The sequence below is a fragment of the Ruegeria sp. CJ9 genome, from assembly GCF_056536625.1.
On record NZ_JBQFPY010000001.1, the window covers coordinates 221729 to 237970 of the forward strand.

General features: G+C 55.4%; 15 protein-coding genes and 3 tRNA genes. 8 read left to right on the forward strand and 10 right to left on the reverse strand.

Going from position 1 to position 16242, the window contains the following annotated elements; genetic code table 11:
- Positions 1-28 precede the first annotated feature (28 nt).
- Together ACR0AJ_RS01180 and ACR0AJ_RS01185 are read right to left on the reverse strand one after the other, a co-directional pair.
- Positions 29-105: transfer RNA gene (locus tag ACR0AJ_RS01180), tRNA-Asp, on the reverse strand.
- A gap of 52 nt (positions 106-157) precedes the next feature.
- A tRNA-Asp gene (locus ACR0AJ_RS01185) sits at positions 158-234 on the reverse strand.
- A 555-nt stretch (positions 235-789) separates the two neighbouring features.
- On the opposite strand from ACR0AJ_RS01185, the gene ACR0AJ_RS01190 reads away from it, so the two are divergent.
- From ACR0AJ_RS01190 to ACR0AJ_RS01200, 3 genes are all read left to right on the forward strand, one after another.
- Entirely contained in the window at positions 790-2721 is a 1932-nt protein-coding gene (locus tag ACR0AJ_RS01190; protein ID WP_170348571.1) for a M10 family metallopeptidase, read from the forward strand.
- A 125-nt stretch (positions 2722-2846) separates the two neighbouring features.
- Positions 2847-2921, forward strand: a tRNA-Val gene (locus ACR0AJ_RS01195).
- Between the two features lie 128 nt (positions 2922-3049).
- Entirely contained in the window at positions 3050-4636 is a 1587-nt protein-coding gene (locus ACR0AJ_RS01200; protein WP_480662012.1) for an APC family permease, read from the forward strand.
- A gap of 32 nt (positions 4637-4668) precedes the next feature.
- On the opposite strand, the gene lon is transcribed toward ACR0AJ_RS01200, so the two are convergent.
- From lon to ACR0AJ_RS01220, 4 genes are all read right to left on the reverse strand, one after another.
- The gene (gene lon, locus ACR0AJ_RS01205; protein ID WP_170348569.1) at positions 4669-7077 is read right to left on the reverse strand and encodes an endopeptidase La; all 2409 of its coding nucleotides are present in this window, start codon (positions 7075-7077) and stop codon (positions 4669-4671) included.
- 222 nt (positions 7078-7299) lie between these two features.
- Entirely contained in the window at positions 7300-7713 is a 414-nt protein-coding gene (locus tag ACR0AJ_RS01210; protein ID WP_170348568.1) for a DUF6636 domain-containing protein, read from the reverse strand.
- An 89-nt stretch (positions 7714-7802) separates the two neighbouring features.
- The gene (gene tgt / locus ACR0AJ_RS01215; protein ID WP_480646546.1) at positions 7803-8933 is read right to left on the reverse strand and encodes a tRNA guanosine(34) transglycosylase Tgt; all 1131 of its coding nucleotides are present in this window, start codon (positions 8931-8933) and stop codon (positions 7803-7805) included.
- Between the two features lie 65 nt (positions 8934-8998).
- On the reverse strand, positions 8999-9910 hold the full coding sequence (locus tag ACR0AJ_RS01220; RefSeq protein ID WP_170349397.1) for a nucleoside hydrolase: 912 nt from the start codon (positions 9908-9910) through the stop codon (positions 8999-9001).
- Positions 9911-10084: 174 nt separating this feature from the next.
- Here ACR0AJ_RS01220 and ACR0AJ_RS01225 point away from each other — a divergent pair, with 174 nt between their 5' ends.
- From ACR0AJ_RS01225 to ACR0AJ_RS01235, 3 genes are all read left to right on the forward strand, one after another.
- The gene (locus ACR0AJ_RS01225; RefSeq protein WP_170348566.1) at positions 10085-10975 is read left to right on the forward strand and encodes an SPFH domain-containing protein; all 891 of its coding nucleotides are present in this window, start codon (positions 10085-10087) and stop codon (positions 10973-10975) included.
- The gene (locus ACR0AJ_RS01230; RefSeq protein WP_170348565.1) at positions 10975-11253 is read left to right on the forward strand and encodes an NfeD family protein; all 279 of its coding nucleotides are present in this window, start codon (positions 10975-10977) and stop codon (positions 11251-11253) included. The genes ACR0AJ_RS01225 and ACR0AJ_RS01230 overlap by 1 nt, the downstream gene beginning before the upstream one ends.
- A 96-nt stretch (positions 11254-11349) precedes the next feature.
- Positions 11350-11712, forward strand: coding sequence for an SUF system Fe-S cluster assembly protein (locus ACR0AJ_RS01235; RefSeq protein WP_170348564.1), 363 nt, complete (start codon positions 11350-11352; stop codon positions 11710-11712).
- A gap of 221 nt (positions 11713-11933) precedes the next feature.
- Here ACR0AJ_RS01235 and ACR0AJ_RS01240 read toward each other — a convergent pair whose 3' ends face one another.
- Positions 11934-12269: a hypothetical protein gene (locus ACR0AJ_RS01240; RefSeq protein ID WP_480687694.1), complete on the reverse strand. Its 336-nt coding sequence runs from the start codon at positions 12267-12269 to the stop codon at positions 11934-11936.
- Between the two features lie 179 nt (positions 12270-12448).
- Between ACR0AJ_RS01240 and ACR0AJ_RS01245 the strand changes: the two genes are divergently transcribed.
- Together ACR0AJ_RS01245 and tpiA are read left to right on the forward strand one after the other, a co-directional pair.
- Positions 12449-12814 carry a HesB/IscA family protein gene (locus ACR0AJ_RS01245; protein ID WP_170358258.1) on the forward strand — a complete coding sequence of 122 codons (366 nt, stop codon included), beginning with the start codon at positions 12449-12451 and terminating at the stop codon, positions 12812-12814.
- A gap of 140 nt (positions 12815-12954) precedes the next feature.
- Positions 12955-13704: a triose-phosphate isomerase gene (gene tpiA / locus ACR0AJ_RS01250; protein WP_170358256.1), complete on the forward strand. Its 750-nt coding sequence runs from the start codon at positions 12955-12957 to the stop codon at positions 13702-13704.
- An 8-nt stretch (positions 13705-13712) separates the two neighbouring features.
- Here tpiA and ACR0AJ_RS01255 read toward each other — a convergent pair whose 3' ends face one another.
- The 3 genes from ACR0AJ_RS01255 to ACR0AJ_RS01265 all read right to left on the reverse strand — a co-directional run bounded on the left by ACR0AJ_RS01255 (position 13713) and on the right by ACR0AJ_RS01265 (position 16239).
- The gene (locus tag ACR0AJ_RS01255; RefSeq protein WP_170358254.1) at positions 13713-14024 is read right to left on the reverse strand and encodes a DMT family transporter; all 312 of its coding nucleotides are present in this window, start codon (positions 14022-14024) and stop codon (positions 13713-13715) included.
- A gap of 161 nt (positions 14025-14185) precedes the next feature.
- Complete coding sequence (locus tag ACR0AJ_RS01260; protein ID WP_170348559.1) at positions 14186-15562, reverse strand: TRAP transporter large permease; 1377 nt, start codon at positions 15560-15562, stop codon at positions 14186-14188.
- Positions 15562-16239 (reverse strand): TRAP transporter small permease, encoded by a 678-nt coding sequence (locus tag ACR0AJ_RS01265; protein ID WP_170348558.1) that lies wholly within the window; start codon positions 16237-16239, stop codon positions 15562-15564. Before ACR0AJ_RS01265 ends, ACR0AJ_RS01260 begins: the two co-directional genes overlap by 1 nt.
- Positions 16240-16242 lie beyond the last annotated feature (3 nt).

Sequence of the window (16242 nt, forward strand, 5' to 3'; positions counted from 1 at the left end):
TGATTGAATATTCGGTATTTCAGGAAAATGGCGCGGTTGACGGGGCTCGAACCCGCGACCCCCGGCGTGACAGGCCGGTACTCTAACCAACTGAGCTACAACCGCGCATTTAGGGTCTATGTGCGATCCATTAACCCGGATCAAAGGCTGGCAGCGATGGCGCGGTTGACGGGGCTCGAACCCGCGACCCCCGGCGTGACAGGCCGGTACTCTAACCAACTGAGCTACAACCGCCCGCTGCCCGTTCGTTGCTGAACGTTGGGGTGTATTATGGCCACGCCCCGGCATCGTCAAGCGGGGTTTTGAAGTTTTTTTAAAGAAGGCAGAAATTGTTTCCGGGCTTGGCGACGCACCTTCTTCGGAACCAGACCTTTCCGAAGCTACCGCAAGACCCCAAACACACTTTAACTAAAATGATTCTTAAATTTGTAAATGCCGAAATATCCAAGGATTTTTCTTTCAAACGATTCCATCGAAACACACTCATAAGTTGTATGCTTTCTGAAAAACCCGAACATAATCCTCGATATATCTGTATCTAGCAAAACGACCTTTTGGGCGGCTTGAAACCCCCGCCATTATTCAGCCACATTGCGTGTGCAAGAGGCGACACTGCCCCCACAAAATCAAAAATACGTGTCGGCAAACTTGCGCAGGCAAGTCTCGAAGTGAAGTATCCCAGCGGATAACAAAATCTCGGCTTACGAGATCGGAAGGAAGCTTAACGCAATCAAAAGTCATGATTTGTGATGACCTATCGGTTGCGTTGTTAATGATGGAAATAGCGGAATGTCAGTTGCAAATCAGAATTACCCGGGCGCCAGCCCAACCGGTCATGAATATGTTGACGGATTGATTTGGGGGACCTCTTGGAACCTTGGCACAAATAACGGAGGACCGGCTGGCACGATTACCTATTCATTCGGGGACTCGTCGGTTCAGGGCTTCGTAGATTTTCTCCCCCATGAAAAACAGGCGTTCCGCCAAGCCCTGGCCGTGATCGAACAATACATCCCGATTGATTTTGTCGAGGTCAATTTCCTATCGCCTCAGGGGACGCCTTATTACGAAAACATCTCGTGGGGTCTAGTTACAACCCAATCCCTTGATGGCGGCCTCGGCGCACACCAAGTGCCCGGAAGCGATCCCATTCTGCAAGGGTTTGGTATCAACACCCTGTTTGGCTGGTTCGCATACGATACTCCTCTGTTCAGCCAATCCGCGCTGGCAAAGGGCGGCGAAGGATTTGCAACCATTGTGCATGAGATCATGCATGGCCTCGGCCTTGCACATCCGCATGACAATGGTGGACAATCAACCGTCTTCGATGGTGTGACACAGGCGTTCGATGACTATGGAACCGATGGTCAGAACCAAGCCGTCTACACGATCATGTCCTATAATTCTGGCTACCCGCAGGTTGTGCCACTGCCTTCGTTCAACTACGGCGGCGTAGCCTCGCCCATGGCACTGGACATCGCCGCTCTTCAAGCGATTTATGGAACCACGTCAAACAATACGGGCAACAACGTCTATTCTTTGAAAGGGTCCAATGCTCCCGGCACCTATTGGGAAGCGATCTGGGATACGGGTGGAACTGATACAATTTCAGCCAGTGGCCTTTGGAAAAGCGTGAGGATCAGCCTGAAGGCAGCTGATCTGGAAGGCCACGATGCTGGGGGAACGCCGTCGCACGCGGCCGGGGTCAGCGGTGGCTTCACGATCGCCAATGGTGTTGTCATTGAAAACGCTGCTGGTGGCCACGCCGGAGACTTCCTTTATGGCAACGACGTTGCAAACCTCATGGTCGGTAATGGTGGCAATGACCTGATTGCAGGCGGAAATGGCAACGACACCATTAAAGGCGGCCAAGGAAACGATTTCTTGATCGGTGGTCAAGGCAACGACACCCTGACCGGCGGCAACGGTTTGGACAATTTCATCATCAAAGACAGCGATGGCAACGACACCATCACAGGTGGCCTTGGGATTGATACCCTCTCGTTCAACGGCTCATCTGCTGCGACCGTGGATCTGTCGGTTACGACCGCTCAGGATACCGGATACGGCATGGATACGATCACCTTGGTCGAAAACGCCGTAGGAACTGCGCAGGACGATCAGCTTACTGGCGATGATCTGGCAAACACCTTTATTGGTAACGATGGAAACGACACGCTTGACGGCCAGAAAGGCGCGGATCTGCTTCAGGGTGGCGTTGGCAAAGATACGATTTCCGGTGGCAATGGTTGGGATACACTGCGTGGTGGCAACGGCTCTGATATCATTGACGGTGGTCTAGGCAATGATGCGATCTTCGGTGGCAAAGGGATCGACACGATCATCGGCGGCGCCGGCGTGGATACGATGACCGGCGGTATCGGAACGGATACGTTTGTTTTTAATGATATCACCGACAGCGGTACCAAAGGGTCTCTGGCCGACAAGATCACGGATTTCACCCAAGGCGAAGACAAGATCGATCTGAGCGGTATCGACGCCAGCACGGTTCTTGTTGGCGATGACGCTTTCGTCTTCAACGGCACGACCCCAATCGGATCGTCCGACGAAGGTGAGATCTATTTCGTCAAGCAGGACAACGCTGGCACGGCATTCGACCAGACCCTGGTTTACGTTGACACAGACAATGACAGTGATCCTGAGATGGTCATCAAGCTATCTGGTCTACACGACCTGACAGCGAACGACTTCATCCTGTAAGGCTGTATGCGAAATCAACAGGCAGCAGGTTTATGCTGCCTGTTTTTTTGTGTCCGCAGCATAGAAATTTTACCCTTTGGGTACCCTTGCAAGCCTGCGGAACACTCTGTATTAGGCGCGCTTATGGGTGATTAGCTCAGTGGTAGAGCGCTTCGTTCACATCGAAGATGTCAGGAGTTCAAATCTCTTATCACCCACCATTCCTCTCATTGGTAGGCACCATCCAAATTTCCTTGTCTTGACGGATACTTGCCAGATTTCTCCTGGGCTGCGTATCCTGTTTTGGACGGCCGCATAATTTTGTGGCGCCTTGGGATGGAGTAGGATCGTGGCCAGATTGAAGCGGGACATCGGCCTCGTTGGGCTAACCTTCATCTCGGTTGGTGGAATCATTGGCTCTGGGTGGCTATTTGGTCCGCTGCTGGCGGTGCAACATGCAGGGCCTGCTGCCATCTTTTCATGGATCATTGGCGCCGCGGCCATGTTCATTCTGGCAATCACCTTCGCCGAAATATCGGCCATGCTGCCGATCCCAGGGGGCATCGCGCGGGTGCCGCAGTTTTCACATGGCAATATCGTCTCGATGACGATGGGTTGGACCGCCTGGATCGGCTATAACACCACCGCCCCGATCGAGGTCGAGGCGATGCTGAAGTACCTGGCCCCCTACGCCCCTTGGCTCCACACAGCAGACACAGGTGACCTGTCTGGCGCGGGAATCACCGTGGCGCTGTTCTTCATGCTGCTGTTCGTCGCGGTTAACGCGTTAGGCGTCAAGTTCTTCACTCAGGTGAACGCGACGCTGACATGGGCCAAGATCGCAATTCCAATCGTATTGGCCGCCTTGTTGATCGGCAATCGGTTCGACACTCAGAACTTCACTCAACCAGATGGATTCGCACCCTATGGGCTGCAAGGCATCATGGCTGCTGTCTCGACCGGAGGCGTTATCTTCTCCTTCATCGGCTTTCGTCATGTGGTTGATATGGCCGGTGAGGTTCGAAACCCCAAATTCGCCATCCCTGCCGCACTGATTCTGTCCATCGTGCTTTGCGCGTTGATCTATGTGGGCTTGCAAATCGCCTTTATCGGTGCACTCGACTCGAAAATGCTGAGCAACGGTTGGGCCAGCTTGAGTTTCGGCGGTCAGGGCCCGTTGGACGGCGTCATCATATCGGTCGGGTTTGTCTGGTTCCTGAGCGTACTGAACATCGGGTCGGTCATCGGTCCGTTCGGCAATGGCCTTGTCTCAACCGGATCAAATGCGCGGATCGCTATGGCTTTGGCAAAAAACGGATTTTTACCGTCACGCCTGATGATGCTGTCGTCGTTCGGAGTGCCCCTTTGGGCACTGGCACTGAATTTCCTGATCGGTACCCTGTTCCTGCTGACGGTTCCCTTTACCACTGTCATCGCCTTGAACGGCGCCGCCATCGTGCTGTCTTTTGCGGTCGGCCCTATCGCCGTCGTGTGCCTGCGCCATCTGATGCCGGATCGCCCCAGATCCATCCGCATCCCCGCCGTGAAACTGGTTGCGGTCTCGGCCTTCGCCATCGCAACCCTTGTGGTTTATTGGAGCGGTTGGGACACGGTCTGGCGTCTGGGTGTCGCCCTTGCCATCGGGATGGCCCTGCTGCTGGTACGGTTCCGCAACAGGTTGGATGAGATGGACGTGACCGAAGCGCTATGGCTGCTCCCTTATCTGGTGGGTGTCGGCCTGATCTCATATCTCGGACAGTTCGGGGATGGCGCGCTGAAGCAAATCCCGTTTGGGTGGGATATTGCGCTGTGCGTGTTGTTTTCTGCTGTGATCTTTGGGTTGGCAGTACGTTCTGCCCTGCCCCAGGAAAAGTTCCAGGAATACATCGACGAAGAAGAGATTCTGGACCCGAAAAAACCCATCATTGGTTTGTAAAAAAGGCGGGGTCTCCCCCGCCTTTGATTTGCTCAATGCGCTGTTGCCGATGGGCTGGCACCTTCGGCCGCCTTGGCTGCTGCTGCGGCGGCCTCTTCTGCGGCTTCATCCCATTCGACAGGCTCAGGCTCGCGGATCAGCGCGTGTTTCAGAACTTCCGAGACATGTGTAACCGGGATGATTTCCAACCCTTCTTTCACGTTGTCCGGAATTTCCGCCAGATCCTTTTCGTTTTCTTCCGGGATCAGAACGGTCTTGATACCACCGCGCAGAGCCGCCAGCAGCTTTTCTTTCAAACCACCAATCGGCATCGCGTTACCACGCAGTGAAACCTCACCCGTCATCGCGATATCCTTGCGCACCGGAATACCGGTCAGCACAGACACGATCGAAGTCACCATCGCCAAACCGGCGCTTGGGCCATCCTTGGGCGTGGCACCATCCGGCACGTGGACGTGAATATCCAACGTGTCGAATTTCGGCGGCTTCACCCCAATCTGAGGCGAGATTGACCGCACATAAGACGAGGCCGCATCAATGGATTCCTTCATCACATCGCCCAGCTTACCGGTGGTCTTCATCCGACCCTTACCCGGCAGTTTCAGCGCCTCGATATGCAGCAGGTCGCCACCTACGGATGTCCACGCCAGACCGGTGACCACACCGACCTGATCATCCTGTTCGGCCAGACCATAACGGAATTTCGGCACGCCCAGGAATTCATCCAGATTGTCAGGCGTAACAATGACTTCTTCCGCCTCATTCTTGATGATCTTGGTCAGCGATTTCCGCGCCACCTTGGCGATCTCACGCTCAAGGTTCCGCACGCCCGCTTCGCGAGTGTAAGTGCGGATCATCTTTTGCAGCGCCTCATCCGTCAGTTCAAACTCCTTGGCTTTCAGACCATGGTTTTTCACTTGTTTGCTGATCAGGTGCTGCTTGGCGATCTCGCTCTTTTCTTCTTCGGTGTAACCGGCCAGCGGGATAATCTCCATCCGGTCCAGCAGAGGCCCTGGCATGTTGTAACTGTTCGACGTGGTCAGGAACATCACATTGGACAGGTCATATTCGACCTCAAGGTAATGGTCCATGAACGTGCTGTTTTGCTCAGGATCCAACACCTCAAGCATGGCCGAGGCCGGATCGCCACGGAAGTCCTGACCCATCTTGTCGATCTCGTCGAGCAGGATGAGCGGGTTCGTAGTTTTTGCCTTTTTCAGCGCCTGGATGATCTTGCCGGGCATCGAGCCGATATAGGTCCGACGGTGGCCGCGAATCTCGGATTCGTCGCGCACGCCACCCAGCGAGATGCGAATGAACTCGCGCCCCGTTGCCCGTGCAACCGATTTACCCAAGCTGGTCTTCCCAACACCCGGAGGACCGACAAGGCACAGGATCGGGCCCTTCAGCTTTTTCGAACGCTGTTGAACTGCCAGATATTCGACGATCCGTTCCTTGACCTTTTCCAGGCCATAGTGATCGGCATCCAGAATGTCCTGCGCCCGGCCCAAATCCTTTTTGACGCGGGATTTGGTGCCCCACGGCAGTGACAGAATCCAGTCCAGATAGTTACGAACAACGGTGGCCTCAGCCGACATTGGGCTCATGTTGCGCAGCTTTTTCAGCTCGCCTTCAGCCTTTTCACGCGCCTCTTGCGACAGCTTGGTCTCGTTGATCTTGGCTTCCAGCTCAGCGACTTCATTACTGCCGTCCTCGCCGTCGCCAAGCTCCTTCTGAATGGCCTTCATCTGTTCATTCAGATAATACTCGCGCTGCGTCTTCTCCATCTGGGATTTGACGCGCGTCTTGATCTTTTTCTCGACCTGCAGAACCGACATTTCGCCCTGCATCAGACCATAGACCTTCTCAAGCCGCTCGCTAACGCTGAGGGTTTCCAGCAGTTCCTGCTTTTGCTCGACCTCGATACCCAGATGACCTGACACAAGGTCGGCCAGCTTGGCAGGTTCGGCGGTTTCACCAACGGCGGTCAAGGCTTCTTCGGGGATGTTTTTGCGCACTTTTGAGTAGCGCTCGAACTCATCCGCAACGGTGCGCAGAAGCGCCTCGGTCGTGGTGACATCGCCCGGAATTTCGGTCAAATATTCGGCACGAGCCTCGAAAAACTCTTCATTTTCAAGGAACTCGGTGATCTGCACGCGTGCTTGACCTTCGACCAGCACCTTTACGGTACCATCGGGCAGCTTCAGCAACTGCAAAACATTGGCCAGAACACCCGAGCGGTAAATTCCGTCTTCTGCCGGGTCATCATCACCCGGATCAATCTGGCTAGACAGCAAAATCTGTTTGTCGTCCTGCATCACCTCTTCCAGTGCGCGGACGGATTTTTCCCGACCCACGAACAGCGGTACGATCATGTGCGGGAACACCACAATATCGCGCAGCGGAAGTACGGGGTATGAGGAATTAAGGGGCTCTTGCATGCTCAATCCTTATCGTTGGCAAGATGGCTCCGGTCCCTGTTCAGGCAACGCTCGGCCATCTCCTGTCTTGGACGTTAAAGGTGGGGCCTCATCGCCCTTTTTCAACCTTACCGCCATGTATCGCGATTCAGAATGGCCCGAGGTTTAGCGGACTGCAAGGCGTCCAACGAACATATCCACGGAATTTAACAAAACATGCCAACAAGGTTTAGAATGCGTGCGTTAGAACACCCTTTGAACTGCACGAGACAGAAAAAACCCGTGCCCGTCCTCATTTTTGCACTCCAAACCCGTCTTCGAGGAATGGCAAACAAATCCACCGAATTTACCAGTCACACCATATTCGGCCCGATCAAATCCGTCGCGATGACGGTTGAGAGGACGGCACAGCATTTCGACCGGCCCGGTATTTGCCATGAAGAAATCATGCCCCCAATCGGATTGGCAATTAGACGGGCGCGGCATGGCTGGATCACCCCGGCGCTCGATGATGGTGCAGTAGATATCTGCGGCGTTCAGCTCTTGCCCGACCGAGCATTGGATGTTTTCCGACGGAGTTTCAAAAGTCCAGACGTCGGCATAAGCCGACGTCACAATCGCAGATAGAACAAGTAAGAATCCAAATAGGCGAGGCATCGTAACCCCCAACGAAAAACAGAAAATTTCTTGGTTAATCAGTCTGTAGATTACCAAAAAATCAACGTTCTGTCATCAAGGGTTCAGCGCTACAGCGGTTCGATATCGCCTTGCGCGCTCTGTGCGTGAAACTCTGCCTGCCATGCCTCGAATGTTCCGGCTGCAATGGCATCTCGCATGCCCTGCATGATTTCCTGAAAGTAATGCAGGTTGTGCCAGGTCAACAGCATGCCCGAGATCATCTCCTTAGACCGGAACACGTGATGAAGGTAGGCCCGCGAATAGTTCGAACAGGCCGGGCAAGAGCATGCCTCATCCAGTGGTCGCGGATCATCGGCGTGACGGGCGTTCTTAATGTTCACAACGCCATAGCGAGTGAACACCTGGCCAGTGCGCCCCGAACGTGAAGGCAAGACGCAGTCCATCATGTCGATGCCACGCGCAACTGCGCCGACGATGTCGTCCGGCTTGCCGACCCCCATCAGATAACGCGGTTTATCGGTGGGCAAGAAGTCAGGCGCATAGTCGAGGCAATCGAACATCGCTTCCTGCCCCTCACCCACAGCCAGACCACCGACTGCGTAACCTTCGAAACCGATGGCTTTCAGGGCCTCAGCGCTTTCTTCGCGCAAGTCCTGTTCCAAACCGCCTTGCATAATGCCGAACAACGCGTGACCAGGGCGATCCCCGAAGGCTTCGCGTGAGCGTTCGGCCCAACGCATCGACAGGCGCATCGACTCGGCGATGCGGTTGCGGTCGGCAGGCAAGGCGGGGCATTCGTCGAAACACATGACAATGTCAGACCCCAGCAAGCGCTGAATCTCCATCGACCGTTCCGGCGTCAGCTCGTGTTTGGATCCATCGACATGGGATTTGAACGTCACGCCCTTTTCGGTCAGCTTGCGCAGACCGGCCAGTGACATGACCTGAAACCCACCCGAGTCCGTCAGAATGGGTCGGTCCCAGTTCATGAATTTGTGCAACCCACCCAACCGGTCGATACGTTCCGCCGTGGGACGCAGCATCAGGTGATAGGTGTTGCCCAGCAGAATATCCGCCCCGGTCGCCCGCACACTTTCCGGCATCATCGCCTTGACCGTCGCTGCGGTGCCCACTGGCATAAAGGCCGGCGTGCGCACTTCACCCCGCGGCGTGTTAATCACACCGGTTCTGGCCTTGCCATCGGTGGCTTTCAGGTCAAATGAAAAACGCTCGGTCATGGGGGGTGCCTCGGGGTCTCTGAACCGGGCAGCATTTGCCCGATCTGTCGGTCCAATGCAACCCGTCAGGGAAGCGAGGCGACGCGGTCTGTGAACAGATTCACCACCCCTGCCCCATCTACATCCCGACACACACGAACCGGAGGTCGCGAAGGATCGGGACGAGTCGCGCCAACTTCAGCCCCCTCGGTCGCCACGCGCAACCCTGTTTCGACCATATCGAACATTGGTTCATGGGTGCAGGCAATCACAGCCGTCGAGTCGTGTAACCCACATCCCTCTAGCCCGCCAACCTCTTTGTAGAACTTCAAATAGAACCGAGAGATATCGCGCAGGAACCCTCCCATATTCGGTGATCGGCCCGCCAACGCCTCGAAATCCGCGGTTTCATAAAGGGTTTTCAACGTCACATCCAAACCCACCAATACGGTCTGTGGTGGTGCGGCGAATACCTTATCTGCAGCCTGGGCGTCGTGATAGATGTTGGCTTCGGCGAATTGAGTGACGTTCCCGGGGCAGTAAACCGCGCCCCCCATGATCACCAACCGTTTGATATTTGTCGCAAACTGCGGATCCAAACGCATAGCAGCGGCGACATTCGTCAGTGGACCAACTGCGCAAACGACTAACTCGTCCTTATGCTCACGCGCCATATCGACCAAAAACTCAGCTGCTGTCAGCGTATGATTGGCCCCAATCTCTGGAATCTCGGTCACATCGCCAAAACCTTCAGGCCCATGCACATGATCCGAGGGGTCATGACTACTTTGTCCCACTGCAAAGGCCGCACCTTCGGCCACTGGTACTTCCAACCCCAGTTTATCCAGCAAAAACCGCGCATTGCGGCTGGATTGGTGAATGTGTGTGTTACCGAAAACCGTCGTCAGACCGATCAGGTCAATCTCGGGCGCGGCGGCGGCATAAGCGATGGCCATGGCATCGTCGATGCCGGGGTCTGTATCAATGATCAGTTTCATAGCGCCCGATACCGCAAACAAGACGGGATGCAAAGCGGTCACATTCCTGAATTTCCACCCCGCATCCGCAGCTTCAAAGATTTGCATCTGCGACTGTTCACCCCATACCAGAGTTGAAATCGGGCGACTCAATCCCCACATGTATACCATAGTACACAATAAAAGAGGACAGATATGATCGAAGACCAGATTATTGGCTTGCTGACGTCCAATATCATTTACGTGCTGGCGGCGGTGCTGATCGTCGTTGTCATTTTCAAGGGCATTAAAATCGTCCCTCAATCGGAAAAATACGTGGTCGAACGGTTTGGCCGCCTGCATTCGGTGCTTGGCCCCGGCATCAATTTTATCGTTCCTTTTCTGGATGTTGCACGTCACAAGATATCTATTTTGGAACGCCAGCTGCCCAACGCGACCCAAGATGCGATTACCAAAGACAATGTTCTTGTGCAGATCGACACCTCGGTGTTTTATCGCATTCTCGAACCGGAAAAGACGGTGTATCGTATCCGTGATGTAGACGGTGCGATTGCGACAACTGTGGCCGGTATCGTACGGGCGGAAATCGGTAAAATGGACTTGGATGAGGTCCAATCGAACCGCGCACAACTGATCGAACGCATTCAGGAAAGCGTCGAAACCGCCGTGGACGACTGGGGTATCGAAGTGACCCGGGCCGAGATTCTGGACGTGAATTTGGATCAGGCCACCCGCGACGCGATGCTGCAGCAGCTGAACGCGGAACGCGCCCGCCGTGCGCAGGTAACCGAGGCCGAAGGTCAAAAGCGCTCGGTCGAGCTGCAGGCAGATGCCGAACTGTATGCCGCCGAGCAAACCGCCAAGGCGCGCCGCATTCAGGCCGAGGCTGAAGCTTATGCAACCGGCGTGGTCGCCAAGGCCATTCAGGATAACGGCATCGAAGCCGCGCAGTATCAGGTTGCCCTGAAACAGGTCGAGGCTCTGAACGCCCTGGGCAACGGCACCGGTTCGCAAACGATCGTTGTGCCCGCCAATGCGCTGGAGGCCTTTGGCGACGCCTTCAAGATGCTTAAAGGAGGAAAATAATGGCTGATCCCTTCTGGCTGACCTGGTGGCTATGGCTGGCCGGAGCGCTGGCCTTGGGTATCCTTGAGATCGTACTGCCCGGCTTTATCTTTCTGGGCTTTGCGATCGGGGCCGCTGTTACAGGGGTGTTGCTGGTTATCCCCGGTCTCACACCGTCTCTGCCAATCCTTCTGTTGATCTTTGCGGCACTGTCGCTGATCGCCTGGTTGGTGTTGCGCCGGGTGTATTCCCTGCCCCATGGTCAGGTGAAAACCTTCCGGCACGACATTAACGATTAAAAGTTTCTGGCGCCCCTCAGGGGGCGTCATTGCGCCTCTGGACGCTGCCGTTGGCTTTCCCTATATAATTGCTCAGGTAACAGACCCGAGGCACAAATGACTCATCCGAGTGAACACCTAGAAGGCACCCCACTGATTGCACCTTCGAGCGTTGAACACCCCCTATATGACAACGTGGTAGAAGCATGCCGCTCGGTCTTTGACCCTGAAATTCCAGTGAATATCTACGACCTTGGTCTGATCTACACGATTGACATCACTCAAGAAAACGCGGTGAAAATCATCATGACGCTAACCGCACCCGGCTGCCCGGTTGCCGGTGAAATGCCTGGTTGGATCGTCGAAGCGGTAGAGCCCGTCGCGGGCATCAAAGAGGTTGACGTCGAGCTAACATGGGAACCCCCCTGGGGCATGGAAATGATGTCCGACGAAGCGCGACTTGAGCTTGGCTTTATGTAAGCCGGGCAAATATCCCCCTGACATAAAAGCTTTATATTTCTGTCATCACCGCGTTGAAAAACCGTTACCAAAACCTGGTGATAGTTTCCACGTGTCCATGCTTGCACCCCACCAAGCGCTGGCCGGGCCTGTGCTTGCCCCCCCGTTAAAGACCCGGCTTAACGACCAGAACACTAGACCGCTCTTGCCCGAGAGCGGTCTTTTTCATGGCAAAGCACAACTTATTGCACGCCACATTTGGATTTAATTTCCGCCGCTCGTTCATCCAAGGCTTCTACATAATCGCCTGACAACATGGACAATCTCTTGTTTTCGGTTCCTGTTATTAGACCCAAAAGCGCCCCAGCGGGCAGAATTGATACCACACTTTCCACTTGCTGATCCTGCGCATGCTTTTTTTCGGCCGCAATTGCGCGCAGGTCACCTTCGGCAGTTGCACAATTAACGGGGTGTCTTTCCAGCTTTGCCTCAGCTAAAGCCACGCTTGCAAGTAACGGAGACATGGCAACAACCGACGCCAATGCAATGCTTTTGCAGGTAAAATTAATCTTGGTCATTTTGCTTCACCCTATATCTAACTGCCTGAAATTACCCGTGCTCAGCTAAGGTCAGCATGTTTCAAAACGCAAGAACAATCACCAACGCTCCGAATTGTTAGGTAAGAATGGCTGCTATGCCTTGAGCCATTGTCCTGTCGGTACTAAATTGAAGGCTACGCGCGACAACGGAGATCACAATGTTCGGCATTCCCGGCAAACAGGCCGTGACCATGACGCCTAAGGCGGCAGAGCAGATTGCCCGCCTGATGGATACTGGCGGCCATGCGGGCCTGCGCATCGGCATCAAAAAAGGTGGCTGCGCTGGCATGGAATACACGATGGACTATGTCGATCAGCCAGAAACGAACGACGAAGTCGTAGAACAGGATGGCGCACGGATCATGATTGCACCGATGGCGCAGATGTTCTTGTTCGGAACCGAGATCGACTATGAGGTCTCGCTGCTGGAATCCGGGTTCAAGTTCCGCAATCCAAATGTCGTTGACGCTTGTGGGTGTGGCGAATCGATTAAGTTCGACGAAAAGCTGTCTTCTCAATCTTAAGTCCCCCGAAGTTAACGACCCCCTACCTTCGACTGCGGTGGAAGCTGCCGTTTTGATGGCTGCGCTGGAACCGCAATTGTCAGCCCGAGCTGGCAATGCTATCCGGTTCCAGAATTTACGAATTTCAAGGAGATCGGGATATGCGGCGCAAGCTGGCAGCTGGGAATTGGAAGATGAACGGAACCACAGCAGCGCTGAGCGAGTTGGACGCTCTGGCCCGCGCCTTTCCTTCGCCGACGATCGACATTCTGATCTGCCCGCCTGCAACAATGCTGCACCGTGCCGCCGAAACTGTACGCGAGACCGGTGTCGCCACGGGAGGACAGGACTGTCACGCTGCGCCCTCGGGCGCGCACACGGGTGATATCAGCGCGGATATGCTAGTCGATGCCGGAGCCAATGCCGTCATTCTGGGCCATTCCGAACGTCGCGAAGATCACGGTGAACAGAACGAAACCGTCCGCGCCAAGGCCCGCGCAGCCATGGATGCCGGGTTGAAGGCGATCATTTGCGTCGGCGAAAGTCTGGAACAGCGTGAGGCCGCCAATACGCTGGATATCATCGGCGGCCAATTGTCGGGTTCGATCCCGGATCAGTCGACCGGTGAAAACCTGATCGTCGCTTATGAGCCGATCTGGGCCATCGGCACAGGTAAGGTGCCTACGCTGGAAGAAATCGGAGAGGTTCACGACTTTATCCGCAACCGTCTGGAGCGGCGCTTCGGCGAAGGAGTCGGGCGGTCCGTGCGCCTGTTGTATGGGGGTTCGGTCAAGCCCAACAATGCCGCCGATATCTTTGCCGTGTCGAATGTGGACGGCGCGCTTGTCGGTGGCGCCAGCCTGAAGGCGCAGGACTTCTCGGGCATTATTGATGCGCTGCAAAAGACCTGAGCGGCAGCTCAGGCCAGTTTCATTGTCACCAGACCTGTCACGATCAGAACCGCCGCGATGATACGCGCGGCATTTACTGTTTCGCCCAACAGCATGATTCCGACAAGAAACGCCCCTACTGCGCCAATGCCGGTCCAGATAACATAGGCCGTGCCCAAGGGCAGTGTACGCATCGCCATGGCCAGCAAACCGAACGAGCCAACCATGGACACCCCCATGATGGCGGTCGGCCAAAGCCGCGTGAAACCCGCGGATTGCTTCATGGCGACGGCCCACACGATTTCAAGCAGGCCAGCGAACAACAGATAAATCCAGGACATAAGGACACCTCGAAACTCTTCGGGTCGTCCCGAATGATCACCCTAATGGGGAGGTCGTCCTCTGCCACCGATGTGGGAAGGTTGGCCACAACTTCAAGTGGCTGGCAAAGAAAAAGGCCGGGCAGATTGCGCTGCCCGGCCTGAACGAAGGGTTCTCTTCGCTAGTTCGTTATGATTTCCGGCCCCATGAAGGTATTGGGCAGGAAGGTCGATATCCACGGGATATACGTCACCATGATCAGGAAGACGAACAGGACGGCCAGGAACGGCAGCGCCGCCTTCACCACACCCATCATCGGCATGCCCGCCACGCCGGATGTCACGAACAGGTTCAAACCGACTGGGGGCGTGATCATCCCGATCTCCATGTTCACCACCATGATGATGCCCAGATGGATCGGGTCGATGCCCAGCTCAATCGCAATCGGAAAGACCAGTGGTGCAACGATGACCAGTAGGCCCGAAGGCTCCATGAACTGACCGCCAATCAGTAGGATCACGTTAACCACGATCAAGAAGGTTACCGGCCCCAGACCAGCCGAGAGCATGGCGCTGGCGATGTGCTGTGGCACCTGTTCGTCTGTCAGCACATGCTTCAGGATCAGCGCGTTGGCAATGACGAACAGCAGCGTGACGGTCAGCTTACCGGCCTCAAACAAGGTGTGTTTGGTGTCAGGGTGGAAGAAGGCCGTGATCAGTGCATAGGGTTTCTTGATCAGCGACAGGTTCGCCTGACCCTCTTCCGTGCTAAGTGGCCCCATATCCTTGTAGACAAAGCTAGCAATCAGGAACGCATAGACGGCAGCCACAGCCGCAGCTTCGGTTGGGGTAAAGATACCGCCATAGATCCCGCCAAGGATGATGACGATCAGGAACAGCCCCCAACCGGCTTCGCGTGCCGAGGTAAAGACCTCGCCCCACCCTTTCCATTCACCTTTCGGCAGGTTCTTGACCTTAGCCATGACATAGATGGTGATCATCAGCATCAGACCGGCCATCAGGCCCGGAATAACACCGGCAAGGAACATACGCCCAACCGAGACTTCAACGGCCGCGGCATACACGACCATCACGATTGACGGTGGGATCAGAATGCCCAGCGTACCCGCGTTACAGATCACACCGGCGGCAAATTCCTTGGAATAACCCACTTGGCGCATCCCTGCGATCACAATCGAGCCGATGGCCACAACAGTCGCTGGAGACGATCCGGACAGCGCCGCGAACAACATACAGGCAAACACGCCCGCGATTGCAAGACCGCCCGGCAAATGGCCCACACAGGCAATCGAAAACCGGATGATCCGCCGCGCTACACCGCCCGTCGTCATGAATGATGACGCGAGGATAAAGAACGGGATCGCCAGCAGTGTGAAATGCCCCTCAAACGCTTCGAACAACGTGCCAGCCACCGAAGCCAGCGAACTGTCGGAATACATCAGCAGGAACAGGGTTGAGCTGAGGCCCAGAGCCACCGCAATCGGAACCCCGATCAGCAGCAGGCCGATGACCATCGAGAAAAGGAATACAACGTCCATCAGTCATGCTCTCCTTGCTGAGCGCGCACTTCTTCGATCTCGTCCTCAACCTCATGGCTGGCGACAATGCGGTCGGCCTCGCCCCGCCAGATCTGAATGGCGGCCTGCGTAAAGCGGATCACCAGCAGCAGCATCGACAACGGTAGGATGAAATACGGGACGACTTTAGGCAGTTTCTCGTAGGCCTCGTCGTAGTTGATCATCGCTTCCAGGAATCGCAGCGGCGCGACCATGGGGATATCGTCGACCTCGTAGAAACTCTGACTACGGGCGTCGAAATTGAAACCTGTCGGGAACCAACGGCCCGACGTGGGCGGCAGATCAGCGAATACAGCCCAATAGTCATACGCGCCTTTGAGCATCAGCAGCGAAAACACCAGACAGCACCCCACTGCAACTAACGCCAGAACGCGACGTGGCGCCGGGGCCAGCATATTCAGGATGGCATCCACACCAAGATGCGCGTGCTTTTTCACCGCATATGACGCCCCCAGCAGCACCAGCCAGCCAAAGGTGAACACCGTCAGCTCAAGCGCCCACAGAATGTTGGAATTGAACACGAACCGCGCGATCACATTGGCAAAGGTCACGGCCGTCATCAGGCCCAGCAACAACGCGATCAGGGTTTCTTCGATATGGTCGACCAGCCCGCCTTGGCCGGATTTCGCACCAGACATCTC

Bases quoted from the DNA above. Each gene is read 5' to 3' on its own strand.
- ACR0AJ_RS01260 (WP_170348559.1), bottom strand. From the start codon at position 15,562: ATGGACGTTGTATTCCTTTTCTCGATGGTCATCGGCCTGCTGCTGATC.
- ACR0AJ_RS01190 (WP_170348571.1), top strand. From the start codon at position 790: ATGTCAGTTGCAAATCAGAATTACCCGGGCGCCAGCCCAACCGGTCAT.
- ACR0AJ_RS01235 (WP_170348564.1), top strand. From the start codon at position 11,350: ATGACTCATCCGAGTGAACACCTAGAAGGCACCCCACTGATTGCACCT.
- tgt (WP_480646546.1), bottom strand. From the start codon at position 8,933: ATGACCGAGCGTTTTTCATTTGACCTGAAAGCCACCGATGGCAAGGCC.
- ACR0AJ_RS01220 (WP_170349397.1), bottom strand. From the start codon at position 9,910: ATGAAACTGATCATTGATACAGACCCCGGCATCGACGATGCCATGGCC.
- ACR0AJ_RS01255 (WP_170358254.1), bottom strand. From the start codon at position 14,024: ATGTCCTGGATTTATCTGTTGTTCGCTGGCCTGCTTGAAATCGTGTGG.
- lon (WP_170348569.1), bottom strand. From the start codon at position 7,077: ATGCAAGAGCCCCTTAATTCCTCATACCCCGTACTTCCGCTGCGCGAT.
- ACR0AJ_RS01210 (WP_170348568.1), bottom strand. From the start codon at position 7,713: ATGCCTCGCCTATTTGGATTCTTACTTGTTCTATCTGCGATTGTGACG.
- ACR0AJ_RS01225 (WP_170348566.1), top strand. From the start codon at position 10,085: ATGATCGAAGACCAGATTATTGGCTTGCTGACGTCCAATATCATTTAC.
- tpiA (WP_170358256.1), top strand. From the start codon at position 12,955: ATGCGGCGCAAGCTGGCAGCTGGGAATTGGAAGATGAACGGAACCACA.
- ACR0AJ_RS01230 (WP_170348565.1), top strand. From the start codon at position 10,975: ATGGCTGATCCCTTCTGGCTGACCTGGTGGCTATGGCTGGCCGGAGCG.
- ACR0AJ_RS01240 (WP_480687694.1), bottom strand. From the start codon at position 12,269: ATGACCAAGATTAATTTTACCTGCAAAAGCATTGCATTGGCGTCGGTT.
- ACR0AJ_RS01245 (WP_170358258.1), top strand. From the start codon at position 12,449: ATGTTCGGCATTCCCGGCAAACAGGCCGTGACCATGACGCCTAAGGCG.
- ACR0AJ_RS01265 (WP_170348558.1), bottom strand. From the start codon at position 16,239: ATGTCTGGTGCGAAATCCGGCCAAGGCGGGCTGGTCGACCATATCGAA.